This is a genomic window from Sinomonas cyclohexanicum, assembly GCF_020886775.1.
Classification (GTDB): Bacteria; Actinomycetota; Actinomycetes; order Actinomycetales; family Micrococcaceae; genus Sinomonas; species Sinomonas cyclohexanicum.
In genome coordinates this window covers 1,112,735-1,138,996 of sequence record NZ_AP024525.1, presented here as the reverse complement: position 1 = coordinate 1,138,996, position 26,262 = coordinate 1,112,735, and the positions used below count along the sequence as shown (strand labels likewise).

The 26,262-nt window shown below is 69.2% G+C and carries 22 protein-coding genes; 9 read left to right on the top strand and 13 right to left on the bottom strand.

Annotated elements, in window-relative coordinates; all coding sequences use genetic code 11:
- The first annotated feature begins 19 nt into the window (after nucleotides 1-19).
- Both SCMU_RS05375 and SCMU_RS05370 read left to right on the top strand, forming a co-directional pair.
- The gene (locus SCMU_RS05375) at nucleotides 20-808 is read left to right on the top strand and encodes an SDR family NAD(P)-dependent oxidoreductase (RefSeq protein WP_229232001.1); all 789 of its coding nucleotides are present in this window, start codon (nucleotides 20-22) and stop codon (nucleotides 806-808) included.
- 43 nt (nucleotides 809-851) lie between these two features.
- Nucleotides 852-2,210, top strand: a complete 1,359-nt coding sequence (locus tag SCMU_RS05370) for an MFS transporter (protein WP_229232000.1) — start codon at nucleotides 852-854, stop codon at nucleotides 2,208-2,210.
- 186 nt (nucleotides 2,211-2,396) lie between these two features.
- Here the strand turns inward: SCMU_RS05370 and SCMU_RS05365 are convergent, their stop codons facing one another.
- A complete protein-coding gene (locus SCMU_RS05365; protein ID WP_229231999.1) occupies nucleotides 2,397-3,359 on the bottom strand; it encodes an AraC-like ligand-binding domain-containing protein in 963 nt (320 codons plus the stop codon).
- A 242-nt stretch (nucleotides 3,360-3,601) separates the two neighbouring features.
- Between SCMU_RS05365 and SCMU_RS05360 the strand changes: the two genes are divergently transcribed.
- The 3 genes from SCMU_RS05360 to SCMU_RS05350 all read left to right on the top strand — a co-directional run bounded on the left by SCMU_RS05360 (nucleotide 3,602) and on the right by SCMU_RS05350 (nucleotide 7,690).
- The gene (locus tag SCMU_RS05360; protein ID WP_229231998.1) at nucleotides 3,602-5,455 is read left to right on the top strand and encodes a flavin-containing monooxygenase; all 1,854 of its coding nucleotides are present in this window, start codon (nucleotides 3,602-3,604) and stop codon (nucleotides 5,453-5,455) included.
- A gap of 70 nt (nucleotides 5,456-5,525) precedes the next feature.
- Nucleotides 5,526-6,656, top strand: coding sequence for a serine hydrolase domain-containing protein (locus tag SCMU_RS05355; protein ID WP_229231997.1), 1,131 nt, complete (start codon nucleotides 5,526-5,528; stop codon nucleotides 6,654-6,656).
- Nucleotides 6,653-7,690, top strand: a complete 1,038-nt coding sequence (locus SCMU_RS05350) for a zinc-dependent alcohol dehydrogenase (protein WP_229231996.1) — start codon at nucleotides 6,653-6,655, stop codon at nucleotides 7,688-7,690. Before SCMU_RS05355 ends, SCMU_RS05350 begins: the two co-directional genes overlap by 4 nt.
- A gap of 65 nt (nucleotides 7,691-7,755) precedes the next feature.
- Here the strand turns inward: SCMU_RS05350 and SCMU_RS05345 are convergent, their stop codons facing one another.
- The 4 genes from SCMU_RS05345 to SCMU_RS05330 all read right to left on the bottom strand — a co-directional run bounded on the left by SCMU_RS05345 (nucleotide 7,756) and on the right by SCMU_RS05330 (nucleotide 13,158).
- Nucleotides 7,756-8,109 carry a CHY zinc finger protein gene (locus tag SCMU_RS05345; protein ID WP_229231995.1) on the bottom strand — a complete coding sequence of 118 codons (354 nt, stop codon included), beginning with the start codon at nucleotides 8,107-8,109 and terminating at the stop codon, nucleotides 7,756-7,758.
- Nucleotides 8,110-8,257: 148 nt separating this feature from the next.
- Nucleotides 8,258-9,868, bottom strand: a complete 1,611-nt coding sequence (locus SCMU_RS05340) for an alkaline phosphatase family protein (RefSeq protein ID WP_229231994.1) — start codon at nucleotides 9,866-9,868, stop codon at nucleotides 8,258-8,260.
- A 347-nt stretch (nucleotides 9,869-10,215) separates the two neighbouring features.
- Entirely contained in the window at nucleotides 10,216-11,703 is a 1,488-nt protein-coding gene (tcuA, locus tag SCMU_RS05335) for an FAD-dependent tricarballylate dehydrogenase TcuA (protein WP_229231993.1), read from the bottom strand.
- 54 nt (nucleotides 11,704-11,757) lie between these two features.
- Nucleotides 11,758-13,158, bottom strand: a complete 1,401-nt coding sequence (locus SCMU_RS05330; RefSeq protein ID WP_229231992.1) for an MFS transporter — start codon at nucleotides 13,156-13,158, stop codon at nucleotides 11,758-11,760.
- Between the two features lie 174 nt (nucleotides 13,159-13,332).
- Here SCMU_RS05330 and SCMU_RS05325 point away from each other — a divergent pair, with 174 nt between their 5' ends.
- A complete protein-coding gene (locus tag SCMU_RS05325; RefSeq protein ID WP_229231991.1) occupies nucleotides 13,333-14,301 on the top strand; it encodes a LysR family transcriptional regulator in 969 nt (322 codons plus the stop codon).
- On the opposite strand, the gene dacB is transcribed toward SCMU_RS05325, so the two are convergent.
- The 5 genes from dacB to SCMU_RS05300 form a co-directional block, all read right to left on the bottom strand.
- The gene (gene dacB / locus SCMU_RS05320) at nucleotides 14,286-15,857 is read right to left on the bottom strand and encodes a D-alanyl-D-alanine carboxypeptidase/D-alanyl-D-alanine endopeptidase (protein ID WP_229231990.1); all 1,572 of its coding nucleotides are present in this window, start codon (nucleotides 15,855-15,857) and stop codon (nucleotides 14,286-14,288) included. The genes SCMU_RS05325 and dacB overlap by 16 nt on opposite strands.
- A 232-nt stretch (nucleotides 15,858-16,089) precedes the next feature.
- Nucleotides 16,090-17,544, bottom strand: a complete 1,455-nt coding sequence (locus tag SCMU_RS05315; RefSeq protein ID WP_229231989.1) for an amino acid permease — start codon at nucleotides 17,542-17,544, stop codon at nucleotides 16,090-16,092.
- A gap of 253 nt (nucleotides 17,545-17,797) precedes the next feature.
- On the bottom strand, nucleotides 17,798-18,799 hold the full coding sequence (locus SCMU_RS05310; protein WP_229231988.1) for an alcohol dehydrogenase catalytic domain-containing protein: 1,002 nt from the start codon (nucleotides 18,797-18,799) through the stop codon (nucleotides 17,798-17,800).
- Nucleotides 18,800-18,984: 185 nt separating this feature from the next.
- Nucleotides 18,985-20,718: a glycoside hydrolase family 13 protein gene (locus tag SCMU_RS05305; protein WP_229231987.1), complete on the bottom strand. Its 1,734-nt coding sequence runs from the start codon at nucleotides 20,716-20,718 to the stop codon at nucleotides 18,985-18,987.
- 128 nt (nucleotides 20,719-20,846) lie between these two features.
- A complete protein-coding gene (locus SCMU_RS05300) occupies nucleotides 20,847-21,278 on the bottom strand; it encodes a hypothetical protein (protein ID WP_229231986.1) in 432 nt (143 codons plus the stop codon).
- On the opposite strand from SCMU_RS05300, the gene SCMU_RS05295 reads away from it, so the two are divergent.
- The 3 genes from SCMU_RS05295 to SCMU_RS05285 all read left to right on the top strand — a co-directional run bounded on the left by SCMU_RS05295 (nucleotide 21,238) and on the right by SCMU_RS05285 (nucleotide 23,926).
- Nucleotides 21,238-21,801, top strand: coding sequence for a hypothetical protein (locus SCMU_RS05295; protein ID WP_229231985.1), 564 nt, complete (start codon nucleotides 21,238-21,240; stop codon nucleotides 21,799-21,801). The two genes, SCMU_RS05300 and SCMU_RS05295, sit on opposite strands and share 41 nt — an antisense overlap.
- Before the next feature lie 153 nt (nucleotides 21,802-21,954).
- Nucleotides 21,955-22,323 (top strand): hypothetical protein, encoded by a 369-nt coding sequence (locus SCMU_RS05290; protein ID WP_229231984.1) that lies wholly within the window; start codon nucleotides 21,955-21,957, stop codon nucleotides 22,321-22,323.
- Nucleotides 22,324-22,390: 67 nt separating this feature from the next.
- On the top strand, nucleotides 22,391-23,926 hold the full coding sequence (locus tag SCMU_RS05285) for a CYTH and CHAD domain-containing protein (protein WP_229231983.1): 1,536 nt from the start codon (nucleotides 22,391-22,393) through the stop codon (nucleotides 23,924-23,926).
- Here the strand turns inward: SCMU_RS05285 and SCMU_RS05280 are convergent.
- The 3 genes from SCMU_RS05280 to SCMU_RS05270 are packed head-to-tail and all read right to left on the bottom strand — an operon-like array spanning nucleotide 23,913 to nucleotide 26,166.
- Nucleotides 23,913-24,371 carry a hypothetical protein gene (locus SCMU_RS05280; protein WP_229231982.1) on the bottom strand — a complete coding sequence of 153 codons (459 nt, stop codon included), beginning with the start codon at nucleotides 24,369-24,371 and terminating at the stop codon, nucleotides 23,913-23,915. The two genes, SCMU_RS05285 and SCMU_RS05280, sit on opposite strands and share 14 nt — an antisense overlap.
- Before the next feature lie 9 nt (nucleotides 24,372-24,380).
- Nucleotides 24,381-24,881, bottom strand: a complete 501-nt coding sequence (locus SCMU_RS05275) for a hypothetical protein (RefSeq protein WP_229231981.1) — start codon at nucleotides 24,879-24,881, stop codon at nucleotides 24,381-24,383.
- Between the two features lie 37 nt (nucleotides 24,882-24,918).
- Complete coding sequence (locus SCMU_RS05270; protein ID WP_229231980.1) at nucleotides 24,919-26,166, bottom strand: acyltransferase family protein; 1,248 nt, start codon at nucleotides 26,164-26,166, stop codon at nucleotides 24,919-24,921.
- Nucleotides 26,167-26,262: the final 96 nt, after the last annotated feature.

The window sequence follows — 26,262 nt, the reverse complement described above, 5'->3', positions numbered from 1 at the left end:
CTCACCGAAGGGCATGACCATGAGCACCGAACAGAACACCCTCAAGAGCGCGATCGTCACCGGCGGCGCGGGCGGGATCGGCTCCGCGGTGTGCCGCCGCCTCGCGGACCTCGGCTACGCCGTCGTGGTGGCCGACGCCAACGCCGAGGCGGCGCAGGCGACCGCTGCCTCGCTCCCCGGGGAAATGCACGCCGCCGTGGGCGGCGACCTCACCGCGACCTCGGCCAACCGCGAAGCAGTCGAGGCCGCCGTGCGGCTGGGGCCGATCGGGCTCCTCGTCAACGCGGTGGGCATCAGCCCCAAGGAGGGCGGTCGGAAGAAGCCGTTCTACGACGTCACCGACGAAGAGTGGGACCTCGTGATGGCCGTCAACGTCAAGGCGCCGTTCATCCTCGTCCGCGAAGCATTCCGCCACATGTCGACCGACGGCACGGCCAGCATCATCAACCTCCTGTCCATCACGTCGCGCATGGCCACCGGCGGCCTGCCCGACGCAACATTCGGCCCATTCCTCCCGTCATCGATCACGTACGCGGCGTCGAAAGCAGCACTGCAGAACATGACCGCGTCCCTCGCACGCGAGCTCGCGGGACTCAATATCAGGGTCAACGGCGTGGCTCCCGGGTTCGTCGAGACACCCATGACCGGTGGAATGCCTGATATGGACCGCATGATCGCCCAGATCCCCGCCGGCCGCTTCGCGAAGCCCCATGAGATCACAGACGCTATCGAGTTCCTCGTAAGCGACCGTGCCTCGTACATCAACGGAACGAGCCTCGAAGTCAATGGCGGCTGGCAGACCTGCTGACCTCCCCCCACCACCCCACCTCCGTCTGACGAAGGAGTCAGCAATGCAGCACCAAGACGCGCCGGCGGTCACCGCTGTGTCGCAAACAGCATCCCCCGAACGGCCCACGGCGCAGGCACGGAGAGCGGTGTTCAGCGGCGCCGCCGGGTCCGCACTCGAATGGTTTGACTTCGCGGTGTACGGCGCTCTCTCGGCCACCGTCTTCCCCACGCTGTTCTTCCACTCTCTCGACCCAGCAATGGGTCTCCTCGCCTCGTTCGTTACCTTCGGCGTCGGCTTCTTCGCACGCCCGCTCGGCGGGCTGGTGTTCGGGCAGCTCGGCGACAGGATCGGCCGTCGTCAGGTCCTGCTGGCAACATTCATCTCCATGGGAACGGCGTCCCTCATCATCGGCCTCCTGCCCACCTACGAGGCGATCGGATTCACGGCGCCGCTGCTGCTGGTCCTCATGCGCTTCGTCCAGGGCTTTGCACTCGGGGGCGAGGCGACCGGCGCCCAGCTCCTGACAATGGAGCACGCCCCGCGAAACCGCCGAGCACTCTACGGCGCTCTGATGGGCATGGGCTCTCCGCTGAGCCAGGTGCTCGCAACGCTGCTCCTGACCGTGCTCTCGACCGCACTGTCCGCGGAGGCCTTCACCTCGTGGGGCTGGCGCATCCCGTTCCTGATGAGCATCCTTCTGGTGATCGTAGGGATCTACATCCGGTTGCGCATCGAGGAGACGCCCCTCTTCGAGCACGAGGCCGAGGAACTGGCGGCCGAGTCAGCCGCTCCCCTCGTGATCATCCGCGGCTACTGGAGGACGATTGCACGGCTCATTCTCGCGTATGCGCCGATCGTCCTCACCTTCTACATCGTGAGCGTCTTCGGGATCGCCTATCTGACATCCCACGGATTTGACCGGTCCCAGACGTACGCGATCATCATGGTCTCGAACCTGCTCTCCGTCGTCGCGATCTGGTGGGGCGGCCACATCGCGGACCGGATCGGGCGCCGTCGGGTGCTCTTCATCGGTTCGGTGGTTGCCCTTGTGGCCGGTCTCGCCTTCTTCCCCGCTGCAGACACCGGGAACTTCCCGCTCGTCCTGACAGTCGTGGCCGTGGCGCTGACCGCAACACAGTTCGGCAACGCGGCCCAGGGTGCCCTGTTCGCCGAGGCCTTCCCCACCCGGGTCCGGTATACGGGCTCGGCACTAGCGCTCACCGGCTCTACCCTCCTCTTCGCAGCCCCGGCGCCGTTCATCGCCTCGTGGCTGACCTCACTGGGCTTCGGCACCACGCCAGTCATCGTCTTCTGGGCGGCGGTCATCGTCGCCGCCCTCGTGAACACCTACACGATGCGGGAGGGCCGGACCCTCGAGGGCGGGGTGCAGAGCTTCGGCACAGGCAGGCTCGCGCAGTAGCGCGCGGCCCCGGCTCTGTTGTGCCGGCTCGGCACTTCTAGCGGGCGGACGACGGCGGGTGTGCGCCCGCCGTCGTCCGCGTCGCCTCAGCCGATGTACAGGTGCCAGTGCACGCACACCGTTTGCTGAGCCGGGCACCACAGGTAGGACAGGACACGGATAGTCAGACGAGGAAGGCGGCAAGGACTATTGCCGCGGCAGATGCGCCGCGCGGCACTCCGACGGACTGGCCTTGAACTCGGCCCGGAACATAGTGCTGAAGTGCGTAGGGTTGCCCAGACCCCAGCGTGCGCCTATCGCGCCGACCGCGAGGGAGCCGAGGGCGGCATCGGCAAGATCCTCGCGGCAGCGCTCCAGGCGCCGGCGGCGGATCCAGCCGCCGATGCTGATCCCACTCTCCTGCGCGAGTTTGTGCAGCTTGCGGACGGAGATGTAGTGCGCGCTGGCTACAGCGTGCGGACTGAGGTCCGGGTCCGCGAGATGCTCCTCGATGTACGTGAGGATGCTGTTCATGTCAGCGACGTGAGTACGTCCGCCAGGTAGGCCGCTCGACATGCCGTGGTGGACGTAGAGCATCTCACAGAGGTCTACCAAGCCCTTGATCGCCCGCTCGGCGGCAACGGTCGGTATGTTGCTCAGCGACGCCTCGACGCCGGTGATGGTCTGCCGCGCCAGCGTCGTGACGGCGTCGCTGCCCCTCATGCGTGAGGCTATGAGCGCGTCCACCGTCCGCGGCGTGACTGCCAGGGCCTCCCGTGGCACCACCACGCCGATGCAGTCGATCGGACTGTCAACCTGGACCGAGTACGGACGTGCGGTGTCGTAGAGCGAGACCTCACCCGGGAGCAGGTCCGCCCGGCGTCCCTCTTGGGCCACGGTCGCCCGCCCGGAGAGCAGGAGGCACATGACCAGGTAGCTGGTGTCGCGTGCGCCGATGTGGCGGGGGGACCGCTCCATGAGCGACGGGCTGATCGCCACCCGCGAGACCCGCACCCCTGCTCCGCTGTGGGTTCGCATGGCGCCGGAGAAGGTCGTCTGCAGGCTGTCGATCGAAGCCGTCGCGAATGCCGCTGAGACGCGAGCCTGGCAGGCTTCAAGATCGGAGAAGGGCTGCTCGCCGGGCCTCCGTGTCCGGGCATCAGTCCGCATACAACCACTCCTTGCGCACGCCGTGACCCCCATCACACATACTACGACGCTTGATATCCCATCCTTCCAGACCGATGGGCCAGGATCGCCCGAGGAGGTCGGCCTTCCGAATCCGTGCACGCCCCTTCTGCATCCACGCCCGGTGATCTCCTGTGGCTTCCGTCACATCTCCCCGCCCGCTCAGATGGTCTTAGCCGCAGTCCGCAGATCGCCGCGGACTGCCGGGCGTCGAGAGGAATGTCATGTCATACACGCTGCCAATGTCCCAGGTGGAGGTAAGGATCGATTTCGATCCAGAGGAGGTGCGGGCCCGCTACGGAGCGGAACTGGTGAAGCGTGCCGCGACCGGCGCGCCACGTGCGGATCGGAAGCCTCCGGCGGTACAGCTCGATGCGGCCGACCCGTGGACGCCGTACGTCGAACGCCCTGCCGTCAGCGAGGAGGTGGAGGCGGTCATCATCGGCGGGGGCTTCGGTGGCCTGCTCGCGGCGGCGCGCCTGAAGGAGGAGGGCGTGGACTCCCTCCGCATCGTCGAGGCCGGCGGCGACTTCGGCGGCACCTGGTATTGGAATCGCTACCCGGGTTCGCAGTGCGACATCGAGGGCTACATCTACCTCCCGCTTCTCGAAGAGACCGGGTACATGCCGAGCACGCGTTACCCCCTCGCGCAGGAGATCTTCGAGCACTCTCAGAGGATCGGCCGGCACTTCGGCCTCTACGAGGGGGCGCTCTTCCACACGGCCGCGACCCGCGCCGTGTGGGACGGCGACTCGCAGCGGTGGCTGGTGACCACCGACCGTGGAGACGAGCTGAGGACGCGCTTCCTCGTGCGCTCCAACGGCGCGCTCGGCGCCGCACCGACGCTTCCCGCGGTCGAGGGTCTCGAGACCTTCCCGGGCAGGATCTTCCATTCCAGCCGATGGGACTATGCCTACACCGGCGGTTCACCGACCGAGCCGATGACGAACCTGCACGACAAGACCGTCGTCGTGGTCGGAAGCGGGGCGAGCGCCGTCCAAGTGGTGAAGGCCGTGGCCGACCAGGCGAGGCAGGTCTTCGTCGTCCAGCGCACCCCTGGGCCGGTGTTCGGATACCGCCGCGACACGGCGACCGACCCCGAGTGGTATTCCTCCCAGGTGGCCGGCTGGCAGCAGCGCCGGATGCGGAACTTCGACCTCAATACGTCCTTCCGGTATCAGGACGATGACCTCGTCGGCGACCAGTTCGTCGAGATGTTCCGCGCGCTCGGCACCGCCGACAATGTGGTCGACGACGTCTCGAGCATCGACCCGCGCGAGGTCGGCCAGGTCATGGAGATCGCCGACCTGGCCTTCTCGCATCGGTTCCGACAGCTGGTCGATTCAGTCGTGCAGGATCCGGAGACGGCCGAGCGGCTCAAGCCCTGGTACGGACTGCTGTGCAAGCGGATGACCTACAACGACGGCTTCCTCGAGTCATTCAATCGACCGAACGTCTCACTCATCGACGCTCCTGTCGTCGGCATCGAGAGCGTCAACGGCAGCACAGTCACGGCAGCCGGTGAGCGCTTCGACGCGGACTGCATCGTGTTCGCGACCGGCTTCGATACCTCGACCTCCTCGGAGGCCCGAGCCGGGATCACCGTGCTGGGGCGCGACGGGAGGTCCCTCAGCGAGCACAACTCGCCGGGGCTGCGCAGCCAGCACGGGATCATGACGGACCGGTTCCCGAACCTGTTCACCAGCGGTCTCAACCAGACTGCGGTCGCGCTCAACTTCACCTCGATGCTCGACGTGCAGGCCCGGCACATTGCCGCGATCGTCGGGCACGCGCGCGCGAACGGCTATGCGGAAGTGGAGCCGACGGAGGATGCGGTCGAGGCGTGGTCGAAGACAGTAGCCGAAGCGGGGCTGCCGTTCCGGCCCTACTTCGAGCGTTGCGTCCCCGGCTACTACAACGGATACGGGAACCTCGATCAGGGCGTCTTCACCGGGCAGGCCTTCGTCCCGGGCACGGCCACCTACGCCGACATCCTCGAGGAGGCACGAGCCGACGGACGCTTCTCCGGGCTCGAGTTCCGCCTGGCCAGCCTCGAGGCAGAGTTCTCAGCATCCTAGACGCCACCATGCACGCCACATTCCTCTGCACAGATGTGGGCCCCGCAGCCCACAGGAAGGGAAGTACTCGATGACTACTCAAACCCTGCCCCCGGTCGCCGCGGTCACCGGGAGCAACACCGAAGCCGGCGCGGAACTGCGCGAGGTCTTCTCACGCTCGCTGTCCCGGTCCTCCGGCGGCGCCCAGCTCACCGTGTCCGTTCGCGGCGAGCGCGTCGTGGACCTCGCGGGCGGCTCGCTGACCACCACGACACCCGTCCAGGTGTTCTCCGTCAGCAAGCTCCTCGTCGCCCTCGCTGCGGCCCATGCCCACGATCGCGGGCTGCTCGACCTCGACGCACCCCTCGCGGCATACTGGCCGGCATTCGATCGGCCCTCCACCCGATCGATCACCGGCCGGATGGTGCTCGACCACAGCTGCGGGATCCCCGCCGTCGCCACGCCACTGACCGTGGACGATCTCCTCGCTGGGCGCCTCGATGAGGAGATCGCCCGACAGGAGCCGTACTGGGAACCCGGCACCGACCACGGCTACGGCGCCTTCACCTACGGCGCACTGATGGCGGGCGTCTTCAACCACGCCATCGGACAGACCGTGCAGCACTACGTGGCCGCACACCTCACGGGTCCGGCCAACGCTCGCTTCGACTTCGGCACCACCGACGCCGTAGCCCCGCTCAGCTTCACACCACCAGTACTGACCGAGGCGACAGCTGCAGCGATCACGGAGGGACGTGCAATCGTGGACGGCTCCTTCATGCCGATCCTTGCAGACACGCCGGGATTCTTCGCGGACCCGCGCGTCATCGCCGCGAGCTGGCCGTCGATGTCAGGAGTGAGCACGGCGAGCGACCTCGCCCAGATCCTGGAGCACGCGCTCGGCTACGGCCCCGGGCCGGCCGCCCTCTCACGCCAGGCGGTCGAGGGGATGATCGCCGAGCGCACCCATGGCTGGGACCGGACAAACCACCTCGTCTCGCGCTTCGGCTCCGGTGTGGAGCTGCCGAGCGCGGCAAACCCGCTTCTGGGCGGGCGCTCCTTCGGTCACCAGGGCGCAGTCGGCTCGGTCGCAGCCGCCGATCCCGACAGCGGACTCGTCGTCACCTACGTCACCACCCACGCCGGGGCGACCCTCGGAGTCTCAGACCAGGCACTTGTTCTGCTGGCAGCGGCACGGGAGCTGAAGGAGGGCCTCCGGTGAAGGCGGCCTACTACGAACGCTCGGGAACGGTCCTGCTCGCCGAGGTCGACGAGCCTGTCATCCTTCGACCCACGGACGCGGTCGTGCGCGTCACGACCTCCGCGATCTGCGGAAGCGATCTGACCATCGTGGGCGGCCACATGACCCCCGCCACCGGCTTCACTCTGGGCCACGAGTACGTCGGCGTCGTAACGGCAGTGGGCGAGGGCGTCACGAAGATCAAGGTCGGCGACCGCGTCGCAGGCTCGCCGGCGTCGTACTGCGGCGCATGCGAGAACTGCCGCCGGGGACTCGTGGCGCTCTGCTCTCGGGGCGGCATCCACGGTTCCGGCCCGTCCTTCGGCGCCCTCGACGGAGGCCAGGCCGAGGCCATCCGCGTCCCGTGGGCGGAGCAGGTGCTCGCCGTGATTCCCGACTCAGTGCCGGACGAGACGGCGGTGCTGCTGGCGGACGTCATGATGACCGGCCTGACCAGCGTCCGCGCGACGCGGCTGCAGCCGACGGACACTCTCGTGGTCTTCGGCTGCGGCCCGATCGGCCTGTCGGCCGTCCACGCCGCTCGCCGGCTCACCGCGGTCGACAGGATCATCGCGGTCGATCCGGTGGAGCACCGGCTCGACGTCGCGCGGAGCCTCGGTGCGGACGAGGCGGTCGCCTCGGTGGAGGAAGCGGAGGCGCTCGTGCGTCCCTCGCGTCACGACGGCGCGGACGGCGTGATCGACGCGGCCGGTGCCCAGGCGAGCCTGGACGCAGCCGTACGGGTCGCGGGGCAGGGCGCCCGCATCGCGGTGCCGGCGATCGGTCATGGTCCGATGACCATCGACTTCAGGACCTTGCTCTTCCGCTCCATCGATGTCTGGACGGGACTCGGAGACGTCCTTCTCATCGACGACCTCATGGAAGCGGCCGCCCTCGGCCGGATTGACCCGCGGCCGATGATCAGCCACCACATCGGGCTCGACGAGGTCCCGTCGTACTACGAGCGGATGGCCGCACGGGACCCTGACATCGTCAAGATCGTGGTCAGCCTGTGACGACGATCTGAGCCGAACAGGGAGCGGACGACGGCGGGCGCGCGCCCGCCGTCGTCCGCGTCACCTCAGCCGAAGTACAGGTGCCGGTGAGCCGCGCAGCGCTCGTTGAACCGGGCATTGCAGTTCGGGCAGGACGTGGTCGCGAGATAGGCGTCGACGGTCATCTCGCCCTTGCACACCCCACACAGCACCGCCGGCTCCGACCACTGTGCCCGCGGCCACGTCTGCGCCTCGTGGTCGGCCTCCTCGGCGTGGCAGAGGTGGCACGGGTAGTACCGCCCGCAGCACTTGAACTTCATCGCGACCACGTCCACCTCGGTGCGGTAGTGGACGCACCGTGTCTGGTCGTCCACGGTGGCCCCGAAGACCTCCACCGGCCGCGCTCCCCCGCTCACTTCGGGCGTCGTCGGGTGGCTCACGGTTCCTCCAGAAGGTCCAGGAAAGGGTCTTGGAAGAAGGCTAGGAAGCAGCGCACGCGACCGTTTTGTAGGGAATCGACCACGTGTGGGAGCGGTCTTTGGACCGATTCCCACAAGAGGTCCCAGAGTCCCCAGCCCGGGTCGGTGGTCAGTACGTTGTGGCGTTGGGCAGGATGACGGGAGGGGACGGATTCTGGTTGAAGTCGAAATCATCGACCACGTTGCCGAGCTGCGGGTTGTTCTCCCTGACGTCCGGGCGCGGATCGGGCCGCCCGTCCGTGGCAGGGTCCAGGCGCTGGCCGTGGAGGAAGTCGTCCTCGATGAACTTCACATAGGCGTCGTGGCTGAGCGTCTGGTGGTCGATGTAGCCCTTCTTCGCGTAGGGGCTGATGACGATCCCCGGCACGCGGAGCCCGTACCCGTTCTGGTCCACGGTTGGCGGCGTGACGTGATCGTAGAACCCGCCCCAGTCGTCCCAGGACAGGAAGATCGCGGTGCTGTTCCAGTCAGGACCGGACATGATCGCGTTCACGAGGCCCGTGACGTAGGCCTGGCCAGAGCTGACGAGCGCGGGCGGGTGCTCGCTCACCGCGCCGGTCGGGTCAATCCAGCTCACGGCCGGGAGCGTTCCGTCCTTGGCCGCGGAGTAGAAATTCGTCAGCGACTGGATGTTGCCCAGCTGGCCGTCCTGCTTGACGGTGTCGAAGTAGGGCAGCGGGTTCCAGATCCCCGGGGTCTTGGCGTTCTGCGCCACGGGAGCGCACGTGACGGCCGAGTCATCCCGGCAGTCGGGCTCGGTTCCGTTGAACACGTAGTAGCCCCACGGGACGTTCTGCTGGTGCAGCAGATAGGTCAGATCGGTCCACGCATAGTCGGGGGGTGCGAGGGTCTTGGCGATGGCGAGCAGCTTCTGCTTGAGCGCGTCGGGGATCTGGGACTGATCGATCGCCGTCTCACAGGCGGTGTACGAGTCCGTGGCCTTGCAGTGCTGCTGGATGAGGGTGTGCAGTTCCGTGGCCACGTCGGGAGTGATGCCCGCGGCGTTGAGGGTCTTCTGGCAGGCCGGCGCCTTCAGGCCCGCACGGCAGGCACCGATGATCGTGTTCCTGAGCCCGGCTCCGAAGTCCGGCGGGTTCCCCGGACTCTGGAGCGCGTTGACGCACGATTGCGGATCGCCGGCAGTGCTGCACTTCGCGGACCACTCCGAGACCATGTACAGGTGCGAGGGCAGACTCCAGGAGGCGTTCGGCTCGAACATGTGGTCCTGGAGCGTGAAGTCCTTCGCGTAGGTCCAGTAGTTCGGGATGTCGCGCCCGTCGTGATAGCCCATGACGTCGGTCGTGGCCCCGCCCGCGCATGCCGGATCATTCGGGGCACAGCTCGAGCCGGCATGCTCGGCCTGGGCGATGAAGCCGTCCATCTTCCCGCCGTCCACGTCCGCGCTCGCGTTGGACTGCCCGTGCGGGCCACCGGAGTTCTTGTCCGCCGAATCGTAGTACGGCTTGACGCAGTCACCGTGGGCGGGATCAGGGACGCAGACCGTCGGGACGCCGTTCTGCATGGAGATGCCGTCCGCGCCGGGGAACGTGCCGAAGTAGCTGTCGAAGGACCGGTTCTCCTGCATGATGATCACCACGTGCTGGATCTTGGAGATCCCGGACGCAGCCCCTGACCCGGTGCCTGCCGTATTGACCGTCGCGGCGACGTACCCGCCTCCGAGGACGAGGACCACGACGGCGAGCACGGAGAGCGCGGCCAAGGCCCGATGCCGGCGCGCCCACTGTGCGAGGCGCTGGCGCCTCGTCCGCCGTTGACCGGGACCAGATGGCGTTGGGACCTGGTCCGCGTCAGATGGTGCAGCCACGGCCGCCTCCTCCTGCTGTCCGCCGATCCGGAGGCTGCCCTTTCAGGGCCAGCCTGCCGCGGGTCGTCGCGGCGATTGTCCATCGCGCGCTGCTTCCGACGGTAGGACGCCTCGGAAAGAGCTGTGTTCGGCCCATGTTCGGAGAACGTAAAGTCGCGCCGTGAGGCCTTCCCGCCGCGGGGGGCGGACGACGGCGGGGGCCCACCCGCCGTCGTCCGCCCGCATTGCGCTGGGGCCCCCGGTCAGGCGAGCGAGCCAGCCCGCCGGCCGAACACGACCCCGGCGGCGAGGCCGGACCCGCCGGGGTAGTTGTCCGCGAACAGGCCGCCGAGCATCTCCCCGCACACGAAGAGGCCCGGGATCTCCCGCCCGTCGGTGTCGAGGACGCGGCCGTGCGTGTCCGACTTGAGGCCGCCGAAGGTGAAGGTGATGCCGCATGTGACCGGGTAGGCGTAGAACGGGCCGGTGGCCAGGGGCGTGGCCCAGTTGCTCTTGGCCGGGATCATGCGGGCCGCGCGGCCGTCCTTGATGTTCGGGTCGAACGGGATGGAGAGGTCGATGGAGGTGTTGTAGTCGTTGACGGTCTTGACGAGCGCCTCCGGGTCCACCCCGATCCTCCGGGCAAGGGCCTCGAGGGTGGGCGCCGTCTCCACGGAGATGCCGGGCATGTCGTACTCCTCGCTGCGGAGCAGGGGCCGCAGGGTCGCGTCGAAGATCTGGTACGCGATAGAGCCGGGCTGCTCGAGCACCGCGCGCCCGAGCTTGGCATACGTGTAGTTGCGGAAGTCCTCGCCCTCGTCCACGAAGCGCTCGCCGAGCGCGTTCACGATGATCCCGAGCGGGTAGCTCTGGCGCGTGAGCCGGTTGGTCAGCTCCCGGTTCGACTCGTTGCCCGGCGTGAATGCGTCCCACTGCGTGGAGTGGCACGTGGACCAGTCCCCGCCGCGCGCGGCGCCGAGCCCGAGGGCCGCCGTGAGCATCTGGCCCGTGTTGAACGGCGTGCCGCGCACCTTGGCGTTCTCCCAGCCCGGCCCGAGGTGCTCGGCACGCAGCTCCCGGCTCGCCTCGAATCCGCCGGCGGCCAGGATCACCGATTCGGCGCGCAGACGCACGACGGCGCCACCCTCCTCCCGCACGGTCACGCCCACCACGGCGCCGCCCTCCGCCACGAGGCCGACGACGTCCTGGCCGAACCGGACCTCGGCCCCGAGCCTCTCGGCGACGCGGAGATGATCGTGCATGAGGCCCTCGCCTCCGCCCACGTTGCCCACATGCAGCCCGCCCCAGAACAGGTAGGTGCCGTCCGGGCGCTCATAGGCCTGGCGCTCGTACATCAGCCGGTACCTGAGGCCGAGGGAGTGGAGCCAGCGCAGGCCGGCGGCGGACTCGGCGGCCAGCACCTCGGTCAGGGCGGCATCGTTGCGACCGCCGGTGACCTTCTCCATGTCCTTGACGTAGTCCTCGACGCTATACGCGGGGACCTCGGTGACGGCGTGCCGCTCGTCCGGCTCGATGAAGTCGGCCAGGTCGGCCAGACCGTTGTGGGCGATCCGGGTGGCGCCGGCGGTGTAGTAGCTGTTGCCCCCGAAGAGCTCGCGGGGCGCCTTCTCGAGCAGCAGGACCTTGCGGCCCCGCACGGCGGCGGCATGTGCGGCGGTGAAGGCGGCATTGCCGCCCCCGACCACGATCACGTCCGCGGTGTTGGCAGGGGTGTGGTTCGACTCAGGCACAGGGGTATCCGTTTCTTTCTGGTGGTGGTGCTGGCAGGTGGGGTTCAGGGCGTGCTAAGCGCGCGAGGAATCGGTCCGCGCGGGGGCCGGGCCAGTGCCGGCGCGCCCGATGCCCTCGTCGGCGACGTCCTCGAGCGGCCGGCGACCGGTGCGCGGGCCGAACACGGCCACCGTGGCCGCGACAATGAGCCAGCACGCGGCGATGTACACGAACACGGCCTGGTAGCCGAAGGCCGAGAAGATCGTGGCGACGATCATAGGGCCGAAGATGTTCGCCAGCCTCCCGGTGCCGTACACGAGGCCGTGCCCGGCGTTGCGCAGCCCTGTGGGGAACAGCTCGGGGCTGTACGTGTAGAGCAGGGTCGCGAAGGTCTGTATCAGGAGGTTGACGCAGAACCCGAACACCACGATCGCCACGGGGTTGAACGTCAGGCCGTACGCGAGGCCGCTCGCGGCGGTGGCGAGGCTCACGACGACGATCGGCAGCTTCCGCCCGAACCGGTCCGTCACGGGCCAGGCAAGCAGCGCGCCGGGGACTGCGCCGATGGTAGTCAGCGCGGAGAACCCGAGGGACTCGGCCACGCTGAACCCGTGCTGGGCGAGCAGCGTGGGCACCCAGGCCACGAAGCCGTAGAAGCCCAGGGTCTGGAAGATCCACACGACCGCGAGGAAGAGCGTGGTGCGGCCCGTCTTCCCCGAGAAGAGCGCGCGGTAACTGCTCGAGCGTCCGGCTGGGGCCGGCGTCGTCCGCTCCGGGACGGGGGCGAGCGGCGGGAGCTGCCCCGCGCCGGCCTCGAACCGGACCAGCGACGCCTCGGCGGCGTCGAGCCGGTTGCGGTGGACGAGCCAGCGCGGGCTCTCCGGCAGGACGAGGAGCGCGGGCACGGCGAAAAGGGCCAGGCTGCCGAGCACGAACACCCAGCGCCAGGTGTCTTGGCCGAGGGGGACGATAGCGCGGGCGGAGAAGGACATGGCCGGGATGCCGGCCAGGCCCACGGCCATGACGGCGGACTGCATGCGGCCCCGGCGCCCCGCCGGCATGACCTCGGAGATGTACGTCGTCGCGGCGACCACCATCGCGGAGAGCCCCACACCGGTGAGGAAGCGGAACAGGAAGAACGTGGGCACGTTCACGCCGGCCGCGTTCACGAGGGAGAAGAGGGAGAACATCAGCGTCGAGTAGGTCAGAGCCCGCCTGCGGCCGATCAGGTCCGAGATGCGGCCACCGAAGATCGCCCCGACGGCCATGCCGACGAAGGCAGCAGAGGTGACCATCGCGACGTCTGGGACGGAGAACGCGAGCTGCTTGACCAGCGCGGGCGCAACATAAGCGAACGTGTTCAGGTCCCCGAACTCGAACAGGAACACAAACGCCAAGGTAACGAGCGCTATCCGGTGCGCTCTCGTGATGGGCAGACGGTCCACACGGGCCGCCGCCAGGGATGCGGTGAGCAAATCTATCCTCCTCGATAGAAGTGTCCAGCTGTCGAACCGGGACTGCGAGGCTTGATGCGTCCCTGAGAATCGGTCGGGCCGTTTGCCCGTCTGCACACCATCGTGGAGCGGATCGAACTTCCGCACCAGCTAAAGTTCCTGAACCCGCCTTAAGTACTCCTGTAGCCTCGAGGTATGGCTATGGACATCCGGCGGATGCTGGCGCTCGTGGAAGTCGCACGCGCGGGATCGCTGACGGCTGCCGCCGCGCGCCTCAACTACACCGTCTCGGCGGTCTCGCAGCAGATCGGCCAGCTCGAGGACGAGGCAGGCCAGCCGCTCATCGAGCGCCGGCCCCGCGGGGTGACCCTCACGGAGGCCGGCGAGGCGGTGGTGCGCCATGCCGAGCACATCGAGCGGGCCGTCCTCGCCGCACACGAGGAGCTCGAGGAGATCGCCGGCCTGCGGACCGGGACGCTTCGGCTCGGCACGATTCCTACCGTGACCGAGTCCTTCCTGCCCGCGGCGATCTCCGCGTTCCGTGATCGCCACCCCCAGATCGACCTTCGCGTCCACAGCGCGCAGCGCGCGGACATCGGGCACCTCCTCGAGTCCCGAGGGATCGACCTCGCCATCACGTGGACGCGCGACGAGCACGAGCCCTCGGAGCCGTCAGGCACGCGCACCGAGCTCATCTGCCGCGACCCAAGCGTCCTCCTGGTGCCCGCCAACCACCCACTCGCGCAGCGGCCGAGCGTGCGGATGGAAGACCTCCGGCACGAGCCCTGGATCATCCGCACCTCCACGAACGTCCTCGCGCTCCTCCAGGACGCATGCGAGGCCGCGGGGTTCAGCCCGGTCGTCTCGTTCGAGGCGCGCAGCTATCAGGAGGCGCAGGCCATGGTTGCGGTCGGCATGGGCATTGCGCTCGTGCCGCAGCTCTCCCTCCACAGCCTCCGGGAGGACATCAAGGTCATCACGGTCATCTCGCCCACGCCGCCGGCCCGCCGCATCGTGCTGGCGCGCCGCCGCGGCGAGCGGCTCTCGCCCTCCGGCGCTGCCATGGGCCAGATCCTCCTCGAAACCGGGCGCAGCTGGAACGGCGGCGGACCGATCCCTGTGCCGATGCGGCCGCCGGGCCGGGAGTCTCAGAGCATCCGATAGAGCTGCGAGGCGATCGCCCCGATGTCGCTGTTCGCGGTGAGCACGGCGTTGACACCACTGATCGGAACGTTGTTGACGAAGATGCCGAAGGCGTAGCGCTTGCCGCTCGCGGCATCAAGGTACCCGGCGAGCGCTTTCGTCTCCAACAGGAGCTTGTCGCCCTCGGCGCTGACGAGCGTGCCGGTCTTGGCGTGTGCGTGACCGATCGCGGGATCGCCGGCGGGGAGGACCGAGGCGAGCGAGCCGTCGACCCCGAGAATCGGCGTCGAGTCGTAGAAGGTCTTGAACGTCGGCGTGGAGGTGAGGGAACGCAGGTACGTGGTGATGCCCTCCGGACTGACCGTGTTGCCGGGGAGTCCCTGACCGTCGGTGAGGGTGATCTGGTCGGCAGCGACGCCGCCCTTGGCGACGGCCGCCTGTTCGATCACCAGCCCGTCGGCGAGGGTCCGCTTGCCGGCGTTCGCCGCGAGGATGAGCGGCAGCTGATTGGCGCCGAGATTGTGGCTGACCTTGTTGATGAGCCGCGCGGTCTCCGAGAACGGCACCGAGTCGAAGGAGGCGACGACCTTCGCTGCATCGAGCGTCGCCCGGGTCGGCAGTGCCGACGGGTCGTTCGCCGCGAGCGGGTCTGCGCTGACGGTCACGCCGTGCCGCCTCAGCGCCTCAATGAAGAGCGTTCGGGCCCAGGTCCCCGGATCCGGCACCTGGTACGTGTGGACGATCGGGTCGTGGCCGAGCGGCACGCTGCCGGCGAGCACCAGCTTCCCGCCGGCACCGGGGGTGACCGTCAGGTCTATCGGGCTGTCCGGGGCCCCGGTCGTCACCTCGATGGACGGCGCGTACGCCGCGGTCATCGGCTGCCAGCTGAAAGTCGCCGGCGCCCCGGCCGCCGCCCCCGGCCTGACGAGGAAGTCGACGAGGTTGTCGTTGACGGAGATCGGCGTGATCGGCACGCCATCGAGCGTCACGGGGTCCCAGAGCCGGTCGTCGATGAGCACGTTCCCGCTCACATCGTGGATACCGGCCGCCGCGACCTCCTGCGCGAGCTCGTCGAGCCCGAGCAGTGGGTTGCCCGTGCTCAGCGTCGCGAGGCCGGGCAGCGCGTTCGCGTCGTAATGGTCGAAGATCGGCACGTCGAGCGTGCCATCCGCCTTCCGTCTGTCACCGAAGGTGAGGTCGCCGGCCGCGCGCAACACGAGATCGCCGCGCAGCGTGGGGCCGTCGAGGGTCCCGGTCGTGACGACCGGCGTCTTGAACGTGTGATCGGGGCCCAGTGTGTCGAGTGCGGCCGTGACGGAGAAGACCTTCGCGACCGAGCCGGTCATGAACCGGTCGCCCGCGTTGCGCGCGTAGACGACATTGCCCGTGTCGAGGTCGACGACCTGCATGCCCCACGTGCCGCCGGCGTAGTCGGGCTTGTCCATGATCTGCTGGATCGATGTCGGGATGGGCGACGGGCTCGGTGTCGCGACCGGCGCCGTCGAGAAGGTGCAGCCGGCAAGGGCCGCGGTGAGCCCAACAGCGACGATCGCTCCGGAACGGTGGAACCTCGGCATCGGAACGGTCACCCTCCTGGATTCGCGGAGTACTGCGAGCACGGGCGGCCCTCGAGCGTCCATCGCCGAATGGCCCCCACGCACCGAAGACTACGCGAACAACCGAGCGTCACTCGCGTAGCTCGTTCGCGGCACACCGGCGCGCCTCTACGGGCACCACAAACGCCGGCCACCCGCCCCGGAAGGCGAGTGGCCGGCGTCGTGGTTGCGGCTGCGCACCACCAGCGCGGGATCAGTCCGGCTGGGTGCTGAGCTCCCGCTCGTGCCGCGGGCTGTCCGGGTTCAAGAGCGAGTGCTTGCGCCCGTACGCGAAGTAGATGACCAGCCCGATCGCGAGCCAGACCACGAACCGCAGCCACGTCTCCCAGTGGAGCTGGGTGATGAGGGCGATCGAGGCGAGCACGCCGAACGCCGGGACCACGGGCATCCACGGCAGGCGGAACGTGCGCGGGGCGTGCGGCTTGGTGCGGCGGAACACGATCACCGAGACGCAGACCACCACGAAGGCGGCCAGGATGCCGATGTTCGTCAGGTCCGCCACGGCGCGGATCGGGAAGACGCCGGCGAGGAACGCGGAGCCGCCGCCGGCAATCCACGTCACCCGCTGCGGCGTGCCGCCGCGGTCCACCTTCGAGAACCACTTGGGCAGGAGCCCATCGCGGCTCATCGAGAACCACACGCGGGTGACGCCGAGGAGGAACGTCAGCATCACGGTGAGGATGGAGAGCACCGCGAACACGGAAATGATGCTCGCGATCACCGGCAGGCCCACGCCCGCGAATGCCGAGGCGAACCCGGCCTTCGGGTCGATGTCGTGGTAGTTCTGCATCCCGGTCAGGACGAGGGTCGCCGCGACGTAGAGGAGCATCGCGATGATGAGCGAGAGGATGATCGCCTTCGGCATGTGCTTCTTGCCGTCGGTCGCCTCCTCGGCGGCGGTACTCATCGCGTCATACCCGAAGACCGCGAAGAAGACGGTGGCGGCGCCGCCGGCCACCGGCCCGAACCCGCTGGGCATGAACGGGACGTAGTTGTTCGTGTTGATGTAGAACACGCCGAGGCCGACGATGAACAGGATCAGGACCACCTTGATGATCACCACGCCGAGCTCGAACCGGCCGAACGTCTTCGTCCCGCGGCTGAGGATCAGGGTGACGAGCAGGCAGATGATGATGGCCGGCAGGTTGATGACGCCGCCCTTGCCCTCGTCCATGGTCGAGCTCATCCACACCGGCAGGTGGACGCCGAAGCCGCCCAGGAACGCGTCGAGGTAACCCGAGATGCCGATCGCCACGACCGCGACGATCGCGATGTACTCGAGCAGCAGGTCCCAGCCGATGAACCAGCCGGCGAGCTCCCCGAGCGCCACCGAACCGTACGTATACGCGGACCCGGCGCGCGGGATCATGCCCGCGAACTCGGCGTAGGAGAGCGCCGCGGCGGCCGAGGCCAGCCCCGCGATGAGGAACGAGATGAGCACCGCGGGCCCGACGCCGGGGTTGTCCGCGTCGCCGTGCGCCACGAGGCCGGCGAGGGAGAAGATGCCGACACCGATGATCCCGCCCACGCCGATGGCCGTGAGCTGCCACAGCCCAAGGCTCTTGTGCAGGCCGCTCTTCCCGCTCTCTTCCTCGATCGCGTCCAGCGGCTTGCGGCGCCACACCGACCGCGTGTCCTGCTGACTCATCCTCGACTCCCGCCTGTTCTCCGGCCACCGCCCTCGTGACGCCGGCCACATCAATCCCCGAAAAAGTATCGGGAGACCGCACCCGTGAGGTAAAGCGACTTTTCTGGGCCAATACTGTTCACTTCTACCGATGAATCGGGCGCGCGGGCCGCTCCAGGGACTCAACCACGACGCCGGCGACTCGCCTTCGGGGGCGAGACGCCGGCGTCGTGCGCCCGTCGGGGCGAGGGCGAGTGGCGCCGGGCGGGACGCCTCAGTCCGCGGTGAGGACCACCCGGAAGCGGGCCCTGCCGGACATCATGCGGTCGAACCCGTCGCTGGCCTTCTCGAGCGGGTACGTCTCGATGAGCGGGCGCACGCCGGTGAGGGCCGCGAACCGGAGCGTGTCCTCCGAGTCCTTCGCCGACCCGGACGCGTGGCCGGCCACCGACTGGCTGCCGCCGATGATCTGCCCGGGGTTCACGGCCAGGGGCTCGTGCGGGACGCCGAGCACCACGAGCTTCCCCCGCGGGGCGAGGCCGCCGATGGTCGCGGTCATCGCGCCCGCGTCGGTCACCGTGGCGAGGACGACGTCCGCCCCACCGAGGGCAGTGAGGGAGGCGGCGACGTCGTCCGCCGTGCTGTCGATGTAGTGGTGGGCCCCGAGCTCGCGCGCGAACTGCTCCTTCTCGGCCCCACGGGCGATCGCGACCGTCTCGAACCCCATCCGGGCCGCGAACTGCACGCCGAGGTGGCCGAGGCCGCCGAGGCCGAGCACGGCCACGACGTCGCCGGGCCGGGCGCCGCTCTGGCGGAGCCCGTTGAACGTGGTCACGCCGGCGCACATGAGCGGCGCGGCCTCCTCGTCGGTGAGCGCGTCCGGGATGGCAGCGAGGGCGTCGGCAGGCGCGACGACGAATTCGGCGTACCCGCCGTCGGACGTCAGGCCGGTGACCTTGCCGACCCGGCACGAGATGAAGTCGCCGTCGCGGCACGCGTCGCACACGAAGCAGGCGCCGCCGAACCAGCCGACGCCCACCCGCCGGCCCGGCTCCCACTGCTCGACGCCCTCGCCGAGCGTCTCGACCGTCCCGGCCACCTCATGCCCGGGGATCCGCGGGTAGGACGACGCCATGCCCGCACCTGGCATCGTGTCGCTGTGGCAGACACCGCACGCGGAGACGCGCACGAGGACGTGGCCGAACGGGACGTGGGGGACGTCGCGGTCGACGGTTTCAAAGGCCTCGCCCGGGGCGGGGATCTGGATGGCTCGCATGGTGACACCTTTCGTTGAAGGGCTTGCTTGACCGCGGCACACCCTAGCAAGGGCGCCTCGGCCTCAGCTGGGGCCGACCCGGAGGGCGCCGCGGCACCTCCCGCCTATACCCACGCACGACGCCGGTGACGCACCCGCGCGTGGCGCCTCACCGGCGTCGTGCGCGGGTTTCGACCCCAGGGCGCTCAGCCGACAGGGCGGAGGCGGCAGGCGAACTCCCACGGGCGCAGGTCCAGCCCGCGGGCTTCGGCCGCGTCGGGGTAGTTCCCGAGCAGGATGCGGGCCCCGGCCCAGCTCGGGTCGCCGACGTCCACGGCCTGCTGCTCGCCGGAGAAGTTGCCCAGGACGAGCAGCTCGTGGCCCCCGAGCCGTCGGACGAACGCGTACACCGCCTCATGGTCCGGCAGGAGCATCGTGAAGTCGCCGTCGGCGATGACGGGCAGGTCGTGGCGGAGCCGGATGAGCTCACGGTAGAAGGTGAGCACGGAGTCCGGGCGGCCCAGCTGCTCGGCCGCATTGATCTCGGCGGTGTTCGGGTTGACCGCGATCCACGGGGTGCCCGTGGTGAAGCCCGCGTTCGGGCCGGAGTCCCACTGGACGGGTGTGCGGGCGTTGTCGCGGTTGAGCGGCCCGATCGCGGCGAGGACCTCGGCCGGATCGAGCCCCAGCGCGCCCGTGGCCTCGCGGTAGTGGTTGAGGACCTCGATGTCCCGGTGGTCCTCGATCGCGGCGAAGGGCATGTTCGTCATGCCGAGCTCGTCACCCTGGTAGACGTACGGCGTGCCGCGGTGGAGGTGCAGGACGCCGGCGAGCATCTTCGCCGACAGCTCACGGTAGGCGCCGTCGTCGCCGAAGCGGGAGACCGCGCGCGGCTGGTCGTGGTTGCCCCAGTACAGGCTGTTCCACCCCCGCTCCCCGAGCCCCTCCTGCCAGCGGCCGAGGGACGCCTTGAGGTCGGTGAGCCGGAGCTCCTTCCGCCGCCACTTCCCGCCGTCCCAGTCCAGGTTCACGTGCTCGAACTGGAAGACCATGTCCAGCTCCGACCGGGCGGGGTCAGTGAACAGGACCGCCTCTTCCAGCGTGACGTCCGGCATCTCCCCCACCGTCAGCAGGCCGGGGCCGCGGGCGGCGAACACCTCGCGGTGCATCTCCTGGAGGTATTCGTGGATGCGCGGGCCGCACACGTAGCCGGTGCGGTCGTGGCTGTAGAGCTCGCCCTCAGCGAGCGGCCTGTCCGGCAGGGCGGGGTCCTTGGAGAGGAAGTTGACCACGTCCATGCGGAACCCGTCCACGCCGCGGTCCAGCCACCAGTTCATCATCGCGTAGACCGCGCGGCGCACTTCGGGGTTCTCCCAGTTCAGGTCCGGCTGCTTCCGGGAGAAGAGGTGGAGGTAGTACTCGCCGGTGTGCTCGTCGTACTCCCAAACCGGACCGGAGAAGAACGACGCCCAGTTGTTCGGCTCCGCGCCGGGGGTCCCGGGCTCGTGGCCCGGCCGGGGCGGGCGCCACCAGTACCAGTCGCGCTTGGAGGAATCCCGCGAGGAGCGCGACTCGGCGAACCACGGGTGCTCGTCCGACGTGTGGTTGACCACGAGGTCCATGACGAGCTTCATCCCGCGGGCATGGAGGCCCTCGATGAGCTCGTCCAGGTCCTCGAGCGTGCCGAAGAGCGGGTCGACGTCCTGGTAGTCGCTGATGTCATATCCGTTGTCGTCCTGCGGGGAACGGTAGACCGGAGAGAGCCACACGGCGTCGACGCCGAGGTGCGCAAGGTAGTCGAGCTTGCCGATGATCCCCTTCAGGTCCCCGATCCCGTCGCCATCCGAATCGGCGAAGCTGCGCGGGTAGACCTGGTACACGACGGCGCGGTGGAACCAGTCTCGGCCGCGGCTGTCGGCTGCGCTGCTCGGAGTCGGCATGGACCCAAGTATGCCCCTCGGTTCAGCGCCTCGGGTGGATGCCAGTCGGCGAGCGCACGACGGCGGGTGCGCGCCCCGCCGTCGTGCCCGACGGGCGAGTTCTGGCCGCTGCGAGTGCGCATTCGCCGCTACTGCCGCCAGCGATAGCGGGATCCGCCCGCATCCTTGGTGCAGTAGACGGTCAGGCCAGTCGATGTGTGCCCGACAGCCCCCGCCTGAGAGGAGCTGCAGAATGCACCAGCGGTAACCGATCCGGGGACCGGCGCGGGCGGGGCAGGCGGCGCCGGAGCTGCAGGCGCGGGGGCGACAGGTGCCGGCGCAGGCTGCTGCGCCTGCTGCTGGCGTGCAGCCTCCGCCTGTCGCTGCTGTTCGGCAAGGCGCGCGGCTTCGGCGTCCTGGGCCGCCTTGGCGTCGGCTGCGCGCTTGTCCGCGGTCGCCTTGTCGGTCCACACGAGACTGCCGGCGGCGTCTTTGGTGCAGACCAGGTCCACACCGGCCGCGGCGTAGCGTTCGGCGTCGATGATGCAGACGTCGTTCTCGTGGTGCGCCGCGACGAACACGGTCGATGTGGACGTCGGGCACGATGACCACGACGCGGAAGGCCTCGCCGACGAGAAGGTCGAGCTCGGCGTCGAGCTCGGCGAGGCCAACGCAGTCGTCGACGCGGTGGACACTGCGGTCGCGGTGACGGTGACCGTCGGTGTGGGCGTCGCGCACGCGGAAGCGGTCGGCGTCGGACTCGGCGTCAGCGTCCCGCCTGATCCGGCGAAGTTCGCCGGGGTTGTCGGCGCTGTGGGTGCGGACCGGCTCCCGGCGACGGCCGTGCTCATGCCGAACACCACGAGCGATCCCGCCACCAGTGCGACGGCCGGACCGCGGCGGACGTACTTGGAGCGGCGGAATAGCCAGACGAGTCCGATGACGAAGCCGACCGCGGCAATGACCGACACGACGACGGGGATCACACCGAGCAGGATGAGGCCCACGACGATGCTTCCCACGATGATCCAGATCTTCGATGCCCTGCTCATGGCAGTGGCACCCCCCCTTCCCCCATGCCCCGCGAAGGGGCGTCCCCATTGACGCGAGTGCGGCGCCGACCCTCACCATAGCTTTCCACTGGCCAAGGCCGCCAACGCGACGGCGAGCCCGCGCTCGGGCGCGAGGCGAGGGGCGCCGTCGTGCGCACCGGAGGAGATCGGAGCGCACTGAGCGGACCCGGTGCACGATGGAGTCATGAGCGATGACACGGAGATGATCCAGCGGGGCATCGGCATCCTGACCGCGGCCCTCACGTGGGAGCCCGACGACCCTGCAGCGACCGAGATGTTCAAGGAGTCACTCAAGACCCTCGCCCGGGTGGACGACGACGTATCAGTCACCTTCTCCGGCGGCTCCGCCAACCAGGCCGAGGCACTCCGCGAGATCCTCCCCGAGGTGATCCGCAAGGTCATCGAGGCGCTCGCCCCCAGCTACACGCGGCTGGTGCTCGGGATGGCGATCGGGTTCAAGTCGGTCGCCGACTCCTACCGGGCGGACGACCCGGACGCCGACGTCGAAGCGATCCTCCAGGCCGCCTCGCTGCATCTGGCGGGGGACGAGTAGGGACGGCGCCAGAACGAGGGTCCTTCGCCCGATGCCCTGCGTGCGGAGGGGTCCGTACAGTGGAGCCATGGCTGCTCTGAGCACCGTCGAGGTGGAGCGGAAGTACACCGTCGGCCAGGACACCTCGGTCCCGCCCCTGACCGACCTGCCGCACGTGGAGCGGACGGGGCCGCCCGTGAGCCTTGATCTGGAGGCGGTGTACTTCGACACGGATGACTTCACGCTGGCCGGCCACGGGATTACCCTGCGGCGACGCAGGGGAGGCCCGGATGCCGGGTGGCATCTGAAGCTCCCCGCGGGCCCGAGCGCCCGCCGTGAGATCAGGGAGCCTCTGGGCCCGGACGGAGGCGCCGTGCCGGAACGGCTCCGCGCCCTGGTGCGCGTCCACGTCCGGGACAAGGACCTCCTCCCCATCGCCCAGCTCAGGACCCGGCGCACCGCCACCCCCCTGCTCGGCACAGACAACGTGGTGCTGGCGGAGTTCTGCGACGACCGCGTCGAATCAGAGGCACCGATCGGCGAGGGCCTGCTGCAGTTCTGGCGCGAATGGGAGATCGAGCTGCTCAGGGGCTCTGAGGACATCCTCACGGCGGCCGACGACCTCCTGGCTGCCGTCGGTGTGAACCGCGCGGAGGTGCAGTCGAAGCTGGCCCGTGCCCTCGGCCCGGCGCACCCCACCACGAAGAAGCCGTTGAAGCGGCCCAAACGCAAGGGGCCCGCGGGGAAGGTCCTCCTCGCGTACGTTCAGAACCATGTGGACACCCTCAAGGCCGTCGACCCGGCGGTGAGGGAAGACGCGCCAGACTCGGTGCATCAACTGCGCGTTAGCGCCCGCCGCATGCGGTCCGCCTTGGCGACGTACAGGAAGCTCACCGACGCCGATACTGCCAACCGCCTTCGGCAGGAGCTGCAATGGCTGGCCGGAGAGGTCGGCCGCGCACGCGACATCGAGGTCATGCGTGATCGGCTGAAGGCCCTCTCCGCGGCCGAGCCCGCCGATCTGCTCATGGGCCCGGTGGTGCTGCGGATCGCTGAATCGTCCGCCAGCCAGTACCGGGAGGCGCACGCCGCGGGGCTCGAGGCGATGTCCAGCCAACGGTACTTCCGCCTGCTCGACGCGCTCGACGCGTTCCTCGCCGATCCTCCGCTGACGCAGCTCGCCGCGAAGAAGGCGCACAAGGCCGCGGCCCGGCTCGTTGCCAGGGACATCGGACGGCTTGTGAACGCTGTCAGTGCTGCTGAGGAGGCGGAGGACGCCGCCGATTCGGACGAGGCCGCGTTCGACGCCGCACTCCACGAGGTGCGGAAGAGCGCCAAGCGCCTGCGGTACGGAGCCGAAGCGGCGGCGCCGGTCCTGGGCAAGCGGGCCACGAAGCTGGCCAGGGCGGCCGAGCAGATCCAGGAGACGCTCGGAATCCTCCAGGACAGCGTCGTGAGCCGAGGCGTGTTACGCGAACTCGCCGTCCAGGCGCAGGCGGAGGGCGCCAACGCGTTCAGCTTCGGCCGTCTCCACGCTCTCGAACAGCAGCGGGCCTCCGAGGCGCGGGCCCAGTTCTCCCGCGACTGGACCGAGCTCCGCCCCACACTCCTCAGGCGCCCCTAGGCACGCGTCCACTCGCACGACGGCGGGTTCCCGGCTCGCGCGCGCCAGCAACACGCCGTCGTGCGGACGGGACCGCCGCGAGGTACCACACGAGGACCGCAAGGCTCGCAGCACTGATCACCAAGTGGATGATGATCACCGTCCACTCGGTGGCGAGGCCACCTGCGGCGTTATCGAGGGCCGCGGCGGCCGCGAAGACGACCCCTCCGAGCGCGGAAACAAGAAGGAGGCCCGGCGTAGGCCAGCAGCCCGATCGCGGCCAGGATGCCGCCGACCGCGCGGGGGTGGGCGCCCCAGGCCACAGGAGCAGGGCGACCAGGGAGCGCCGCGCGAGTCCCAGCGTGACCCCGGCCATCCCCAGCGCCGAGGCGAGGACCACGCCGACGACCGCGACCGCCGACGCGGCGTACGCGTGGCCGAGGCCGCGCCGAACCGGAAGGTCCATCCCGCGGGCCTACGCGATCCGGTGCGTGAGCCGGCGGGCCGACGCGGCGTGCTCGGGCCGGAGCTCGGCCCACAGCAGCAGCCCCATGCCCACGATCATGATCGCGGCGTAGTACGTGAGGAACGTCGTGAAGAACAGCCCCAGCCCCACGTGGAACGCGATCGCGGCGATCAGACCGACCCGGGTCGGCCAGCCGCCCGAGAGGATCAGGATGCCCACCACAGCCTCGAACGCGATGAGCAGGCCGATGTAGAGGGCGGGGTTCGGCCCCACGACGGCGCGCCACGCGTTGGTGACCCAGGCGAACTTGGCGTCGTCGGCGAAGTCCGCATAGGTAGCGCCGGAGATCAGGAACGACGCGTTCACGGCCGCCCCGCCCACCAGCATCGTGAGGCCCGTGCCGATGCGACCCACGTATCGGGCCCACATGAACCACGCGGCGAGCACGCTGCCCACGAAGGCCGGGACCGCGAAGATGAAGAACACCACCATCTGGACGATCGGGTTCATGACAACCACTTCCTTGAAGAGGGTCCCTGCCTGGCTTTCAGGCTAGGCCCGAGGTGTGACCGAGGTCAGAGGCGGAAGGCCCGGCCCGGCTCGGTGTGGTGCCGAGCAGCAGGCGCAGGCCCGGAACCTTGCCCGAGAGATGGGCGGCGCCGAAGCAGAGCACGAGCCCGAGCACGGCCACTGCGGTGAATTTGGCCCCGGCCGGCCACGCAAGCTGCAGGATGGCCGCCTGCAGCGCCACGACGATGAACACGTGGAGGATGTAGGCGGCGTAGCTGGCGTTCGCCATCGCGCCGATGAGCTGGCCTTCCCGGTTGAAGGCGTCACGCAGGACCACGACGAGGCCCACCGAGAGCCCCGCGCAGACCAGGATCTCGAGCGTGACGCGCACGGCCGAGCGCCAGTCGACCCCGCCCGTCGCCGTCAGGGCGTCCCAGAGTCCGAGCGACTGGAAGGAATAGATGGCCGCCGCGGCCAGGAACCCCACCACGAGCCAGACGACGCCGGTCTGCCGGGGAATCCGCTGGAACCACGCGTTGCGGTAGGCGAGGGTCCCGAGGATGAACAAGCTCACGTACTGCGCCATGTTGGCAGGCTCTCCCGGCATCACGAAGAACAGCGCCACCCAGGCATCCACGGGGTACCACCAGCGGATCACCCACGTGACAACCACGAGCATCGCCACAAACGCGAGGATCGCGCCGTGGCCGGGCGGCCGGGCGAGCCTACGGGCGATCCGGCCGGGAGGACGGTCAGGCACCCCGCGACCGCCCGCCCGTCGGGCAGCGAGCAGGGAGACCAGCACGTACACGAGCGAGTACAGCAGGAGGTGGCCGAGGAACCACAGGTGCAGGTAGGCCGCCTGCCAGCTCCCACCGTAGAGCGATGCGAAGAAGGCCCCGAGGTCCGGTCGGTCCGAGACCAGGTAGATCACGGGGATGTTCACGGCCACGATGAAGAACACCAGCGGGACGCCGATCCGCGTCCACCGCTCCCGGAGAAAGCGCCGCGGGCCCTTGCGGTCGAGGGAGCGCAGTGTGAAGAAGCCCGCGATGAGGAACAGGAGCCCGAGGCCGACTGCAGCGTTGACCGTGTAGAACGGGCGGAACCAGTCACTCTGCGCGGTGTCCCGCACAGGCCAGAAACCACCGGTGGGGCCATAGGGCTGCGCCGCGTGGTGCACGATCACCATTCCGACGATCAGGACCCTCAGGACATCGAGGTAGACGACGCGCGGGCTGCCCGCGCCGGCACCCGGCCGGCCGAGATCTGGGGCACCCGTCATCTGTATCCCTCATCCGCAGCTCATCCCCAGTGTCTGCCCGGTCGCGTGCCCCGTCTCGGGTCCTTGGCCCCGGGTTCAGCCCTGGCTCCCTTGGTA